Here is a 5,843-nt window from a genome sequence, read left to right on the forward strand (position 1 = left end):
CTGACCTCCAGGTGCGCCACCCCCTCTGGGGCAACCTGCGCGATCCGCGCAGCACTTACCCCTCAGACCTCGTCGCTCAGCGGCAGGTCCAGACGGTCGGCTGCTCCGACCAGGCGTCTTCCGGCTCCGGCCGATGATCGTGCCGTCGACCGTCGCCGCACTCTCACGCCACCGCCAGCCGCGCGCTTAGGGCTACGAAGGAGGCGGCGAATACCCGGCGGATGCCGATCATCACCCTCGGCCGGGCCAGCACTCGGTTGCGCATGGCAGCGGCACACATCCCGTAGGCGGCGAAGACACCAAAGGTCAGCGCCATGAAGACGGCGCTGAGCTGAAGCATGACGCCCAGGGAGCCGGACTCGTCGGCGGGGACGAACTGCGGGAGGAACGCGACGAAGAACATCGTGAGCTTCGGGTTGAGCAGGTTGGTCAGCACCGCCGAGGCGATCACGCGAGCCGCCGACCACGGCTCGGCCCCCTTCTCGACGGTCAGCGCCTCCTTGTCGCGCAGCGTCACCCAGGCCATGTACAGCAGGTAACCGACACCGAGGTACTTCACCACCTCGTAGGCGACGGCGTTGGTGTGCAGCAGCGCGGCAAGGCCGGTGATCGTCGCCACCAGATGCGGAACGACGCCGAGAGTGCAGCCGAGCGCAGCGACGACGCTCGCCCGTCGGCCATGGGACAGTCCGACAGCGAGGGTGTACACCGCGCCGGTGCCGGGGGTGACCACCACAACCAGGGCGGTCAGCAGGAACGCAACACTCAAGGGGGACCTCCACAAGGTTCAAGGTCCTCTCACACTGTTGCGGCAATGGTCCGGATTACAGATCCAAAGCATGCCGGTCTCACAGGTCCATAAAGGGTCGCCCCCTTGAGTGCGGGCAGAGCGCCCTAGGGCCTGTTGCGAAAGTGCTGGTAAGAGCCACTCGTTGATGGCTGCGATGACGACGGTGGCTTCGTGGCGGACAGCGAGTTTCTCGTATCGGGTGGCCACCGCCCGGTGTCTCTTGAGGCGGTTGATCCCGCTCTCAAGGGCATGACGCTCGCGGTAGTCGGTCTTGTCGAACTTCGGCGGCCGACCACCACGCGAGCCGAGCCTCTGCCGGTTGCGGACCCGATCCGCCGGGACAGGGATCGTGGCCCTGATACCTCGTCTGCGCAGGTAGGAGCGGTTCGCGCGGGAGTCGTACGTTTTGTCGGCTCGGACTCTGTCCGGACGCTTGCGCGGCCGCCCCAGTCCGAGCGGGGGCACCCGGATCGCTTCCAGGACGCGCTCGAACTGTGGTGAGTCACTTCGCTGGCCGGCCGTGATCACGAAGGACAGAGGTTTCTGGCCTTGCTCGACAGCGAGGTGGATCTTGCTGGTCAGCCCGCCTCGCGAGCGTCCGAGCCCATGGTCGGGCGGCTCGACGACGATGCCGCCGGGCGGTTCCTTCTGGAGATCCCCCTTTTCGCCGCCCCGGCGGCGTGCTGGTGGGCTCGGCAGACGGTGGAATCGACGCTCACGTCCCAGGTGATGCGGCCCTTCGCGTCTGCTTCGGCCTGGACATCACGCCACGGGGCACCGGTCCGGGTCCGCCACCGTATGCCGTCTATCAACTGCCGCCGCGTCCAGACCGGCGGGCGCCCCGGTGTGATGACCTGCGGCAGCAACGGCTCCAGCCGGGCCCATTGGCCGTTCGTCAGATCTCCACGCCCCACAGAACGTGATCATTCACGACCAAGATCTACTCTCGCAACAGACCCTTAGGCGCTGTTTCGGGGCGGATGCAGTCGACTGAAGCCCGCCTGCAGGGTGTGGAGGGTGACAGTACCTCCGCCGAGCATCTCGGCCTTCTGCCCGAGCTGGTCCATGACCACCGCGCTCGGCCGGCCGTACACGTCGATGGATCTCATGCGGATGAGCGCACCGAACAAGCGGAACTTCGGTCCACCGAGCTCCATGTGGAGCTCCATCGACGCCGAATCAGGATGGACCGCCACGGTGGTCATCGTGGACTCGGACTCGTCGATGTAGAAGTGGTAGGCGATCAGCTGCGCCTCGCGCGCCTGGACGAACGTGGCCAGGTCGTGCATCCCGTTCTTGACTTCCGCGAGCTTGCCCTCGCGGATGTCCGAGCGGTCAACGTAGTAAATGGGTTCCGCCATGCCACCTGAACCTACCGTTGGACGCCCGTTCGCTCCGCTCGGCGCGCGGCCCCCTCGGGCTCATACCCCGCAACGCGCCAGCCTCCACTTTCTCAACACCCCCTAGTCCGCCCGCGTCCTGATCAGCCGCCCCTCCACCGTGCCGATCACCAGGCCGCCGTCCGGACCGGTGCTCAGGCTGGTCGGAGTGTAGACGTGCCCGCCGAGAGTCAGCGTCCCCCGTCGCACCACCGTGCCTTCCGCTGCTCGCAGCGTGAGCAGCTCGCAGGACCCGGCTCCGGTCACGACGTGGACGAGACCGTCGTGGACGTCGACCCCGGTAACCGGCGCGTCGAAGCGGTGCGCCCAGGCCACAGCACCGCCCGGGTATGCGCGACGTACGAGGTGGGTGCCGTCGCGCGCCGTGCACGTGTGGACGAGCCCTGGCCCGGCGTCGTCGTCGACGTACACGGCGGGACCGCCCCGCAAGTGAGGGCCGAGGGAGTCGTCCCAGGCGAGCGGGAACAACCGCTCGATCCCGTTGGGGTCCGCCTGCACGACCCACTTCTCCAGCACTTCCGGCCTCACGACGTCCCCGGCACCGACGCCGTACAGGAAAAGCAGATGGGGCGAGCGTCGCACCGGGAAATCGTAAGAGCTGTCGCTCTCCCCCAATGCCAAGGTGCCCAGCTGTCGCCCGGAAGGCGTGAGCACGACGCTCTCGTTCGGCGGCCAGCGCGGCCCGGGGAACAGCTCCCGGGAGTCCCGGACCACCCAGGCACCATCCGTGCGCGCAGTGATGGCAACCGGAAAGTCGAGGCGGAGTTCGGCGAGTTGGGCGCCGTCGGCGAGGGCGAACCGGCGCAGCAGGGTGCGCCGGTCACTGCTGTCGCCCTCCAGGACGGTGATCCAGACGCTCTCCTCGTCCGGGGTGACGTACAGCCGACAGCCGTTGCGTTGCCACGGCCCGTCAGGCGCCGGCACGCACCACTGCAAGGTGCCGTCCGGCGACCAGCACTCCAGGAGGGCCCCGCTCTTCGCCGCAGCCAGCATCCGGCCGTCCCGCAGTACCTCCACAACAGCCGTTCCTGGCCGCCGGGTCCAGGCGCGGCCCCTCTCGGCGGCGACGCCCGCAAGGTACCGCTGAGGTTGGTCGATGTCCGGTCCTTTGACGCGGCTCCAGTCGACCTCCACCGGCACCTGCGGCCAGGAGACCAGCGCCGCGAGCACGTCAGCCGTCACGTCGTGCCAGTCGTCGCGCTCGGCGACGGATCGCGTGTACGTCACTCGGCCCGGGTCTTCGAAGTCGACGACCGGCCGAGCGAACGTCACCTCCAGGCGGCGCGCGTCCCGCCAGCGCAGGGCGCTGACACCGGCCCCGGCGACGGCCACGTCGGTACGGCGCCGGGTCTCCGGCTCGTACATGAGCAGCCCACCCCGCAGTTCGAACTCGTCCCCATCCTCCGTGCCCACGGCGAGCACGGGCGAGGCGGGATGGAAGGCGAGCCCCTCGATGCCCTGCTCCAACACGATCTGGTCCCACAGGGCGAGATCGCTCGTCCGGTACACGACGATCCGACCGTGTCCGTCGCGGCCGCTCGCGTGACAACTGACGGCGATCCAGCGGCCGTCCGCACTCACGTCGGTCGTGAAGGGGTGGCCGATCTCGGGGAACGGGCCGTCGGGTATCAGACGCATCGCAGGAGCGTATCTTTCGATGATCCCTGGTGAACGATTTTGTCGCTGATCTTGGCTGCGCCGTGCGTGCCGCGCTTCTCCGACCGGACGCCGCTCAGAATTGACTCGGGGGTCACATCGTCATGGGCGCCGTGCCCCATGAACAAGGAACGCATCACCACGGCGCTCCGGCGTTCGCCGCCGACAAGGAGCCGTCGAGCCTCATGGAGATCGCCGAGCAGATCTCCCACTATGCGAAGTGCGACGATCTGGGTCTCGTCGAGAAGGCCGACTGCCTCCGGGAGTTCACCCGCAAGGCCCTCATCGCCGGTGCGGGCACCGCCCTGTTCCTCTACGGGACGCAGTCGGTGATGAAGGACAACGGCGCCCGGTTCAAGACGCTCAACACAGAGCTGGACGCGCTGGGGAAGCTGAAGCTCGCTGAGCTCAAGGACAAGGGCTTCGCCCAAATGGACGGCAGCCTCAAGACGATGAACACGGGCGTCACCGAGGTCAACCAGGGCTGGCCCAGGCCAACAAGGGCATGAAGGCCGCGAACAAACACGTTCCGGGGATCAAGAAGGGCGCCGAGAAGCTCAGCGAACTCCCCCCACATCGATTTCGACTTCTCCCACGTCGGCGACTCCTGGGGATCGGGCGCCCGGTTCGCTCGCCGTCCTGCGCTGGCTCAAGGTCGGCGGCAAGGTCGGCGCCAAGGCACTGACCGCGGACGACGTCCGCAAGGCCCGTAAGGGCGGGAGCGTCGGCGCCACCTGCGTGGGCAACAGCTTCCTGCCCGGCACTCCCGTGCTCATGGCCGACGGTTCCGCCGTCCCCATCGAGCGGGTACGGGAGGGTGACGAGGTCCTGGCCACCGACCCGGGCACCGGACACACCGAGGGACAGCCCGTCACCGATCTCATCGTCGGCAACGGCGAGAAGGACCTCGTCAAGGTCGGCGTGGACGTCGACGGCGACAGCGGAGACCGGATCGCCTCGGTCACCGCGACCGACCAGCACCCCTTCTGGACCGACAGCCTCGACCAGTGGACCAACGCGGCCGACCTGGAGCCCGGGATGACGCTGCGGACCGACTCGAGCGCACCCACCCGAGTCGACGCGGTCACCTCGTGGAGCGCCCGGACCCAAGAGGTCCGCAACCTCACCGTGGCCGGCACGCACACGTACTACGTGCTGGCGAGCGGCACCGCGCTCCTGGTGCACAACGCCGCCCCGTGCCGGCTCATCACGTCAGCCATCGGCAAGTACTCACTCCTTGCGAAAGCGGCGCACCAGGCCGGCAGGAACCAGACGGTCCAGCGCGACCTGGACGGCTCTTCGAGCAGCTGTCCCGTGGAAACATGAACCCGGGGCTCGGCAGCAAGGCGCTGGCGGGAACCGACATCACGTACGCCCGCGGCCGGAACGGCGGACGCCGCTTCTTCCGGAACGTGGACGGCGGCATCGAGATCGTCGGCAAGGCCGACAAGGGCAACGAGCCCAAGGTGATTGCGAGGCTGAAGCAGCTCTATGGAAAGTGACCCGCAGTACGTCGTCGTGGACGACCGATTCTCGGCTCTCTTCATGCTGGGGGCCGACGACCGCGCCGAGGACGTCGAGAACGTCGACGTCGAGCTCCGTCTGCCCGACGGAACGAGGTGGAGCGCCACCTTCATGACGCTCCGCGAGATCGCCGAGGTCATGGACCGCTGGAAGCAGACGGGCGAATGCGCGGGCGGCGCCTTCTTCCAGTGCCCCGACCTCGTCATCGTCCCGACCGGCGGGGTCGACGCGATGATGGCGTCCCTTCGCGGAATCATGGATTCCGGCGGCCCCGAGGGAATCCTGCCCGAACTGGACTGAGTGACAGAGCAGTTGGGCCGCGGCCGGAGCCGGCAGCAGCTGTTTGATGAAGCGGGCCAGTTGAGAAGCCTGGTGTCACGCGCGCACGAACCAAGCGCCGGACACCAGGCTCTCCTGGCGCAGGTCTTGCCGGTGACCCAGGCCCCCGTCACCCGCCGCGACCGGCCGGCAGT

At 68.1% G+C, this 5,843-nt stretch carries 8 protein-coding genes; 4 read left to right on the top strand and 4 right to left on the bottom strand.

The window, feature by feature from the left end; genetic code table 11:
* Positions 1–163: 163 nt before the first annotated feature.
* The 4 genes from ACFWY6_RS35075 to ACFWY6_RS35090 all read right to left on the bottom strand — a co-directional run bounded on the left by ACFWY6_RS35075 (position 164) and on the right by ACFWY6_RS35090 (position 3,828).
* Entirely contained in the window at positions 164–769 is a 606-nt protein-coding gene (locus ACFWY6_RS35075) for a LysE family translocator (RefSeq protein ID WP_384699316.1), read from the bottom strand.
* A gap of 18 nt (positions 770–787) precedes the next feature.
* A protein-coding gene (locus ACFWY6_RS35080) for an IS5 family transposase (RefSeq protein WP_384699318.1) occupies positions 788–1,704 on the bottom strand; the annotation gives its coding sequence in 2 pieces (ribosomal slippage) (positions 788–1,407 and positions 1,407–1,704; 918 coding nt in all).
* A 45-nt stretch (positions 1,705–1,749) separates the two neighbouring features.
* Positions 1,750–2,151 (bottom strand): hypothetical protein, encoded by a 402-nt coding sequence (locus ACFWY6_RS35085; RefSeq protein WP_384699320.1) that lies wholly within the window; start codon positions 2,149–2,151, stop codon positions 1,750–1,752.
* A 102-nt stretch (positions 2,152–2,253) separates the two neighbouring features.
* Complete coding sequence (locus tag ACFWY6_RS35090; protein ID WP_384699323.1) at positions 2,254–3,828, bottom strand: hypothetical protein; 1,575 nt, start codon at positions 3,826–3,828, stop codon at positions 2,254–2,256.
* Positions 3,829–3,959: 131 nt separating this feature from the next.
* Between ACFWY6_RS35090 and ACFWY6_RS35095 the strand changes: the two genes are divergently transcribed.
* The 4 genes from ACFWY6_RS35095 (at position 3,960) to ACFWY6_RS35110 (ending at position 5,670) form a co-directional block, all read left to right on the top strand.
* Positions 3,960–4,355 (top strand): hypothetical protein, encoded by a 396-nt coding sequence (locus ACFWY6_RS35095; protein WP_384699326.1) that lies wholly within the window; start codon positions 3,960–3,962, stop codon positions 4,353–4,355.
* A 229-nt stretch (positions 4,356–4,584) separates the two neighbouring features.
* Complete coding sequence (locus tag ACFWY6_RS35100; RefSeq protein ID WP_384699329.1) at positions 4,585–5,172, top strand: Hint domain-containing protein; 588 nt, start codon at positions 4,585–4,587, stop codon at positions 5,170–5,172.
* A complete protein-coding gene (locus tag ACFWY6_RS35105; RefSeq protein WP_384699331.1) occupies positions 5,169–5,348 on the top strand; it encodes a hypothetical protein in 180 nt (59 codons plus the stop codon). Before ACFWY6_RS35100 ends, ACFWY6_RS35105 begins: the two co-directional genes overlap by 4 nt.
* The gene (locus ACFWY6_RS35110; RefSeq protein WP_360772495.1) at positions 5,338–5,670 is read left to right on the top strand and encodes a hypothetical protein; all 333 of its coding nucleotides are present in this window, start codon (positions 5,338–5,340) and stop codon (positions 5,668–5,670) included. The genes ACFWY6_RS35105 and ACFWY6_RS35110 overlap by 11 nt, the downstream gene beginning before the upstream one ends.
* Positions 5,671–5,843 lie beyond the last annotated feature (173 nt).

This window comes from Streptomyces sp. NPDC059037 (genome assembly GCF_042740015.1).
Lineage (GTDB): Bacteria > Actinomycetota > Actinomycetes > Streptomycetales > Streptomycetaceae > Streptomyces.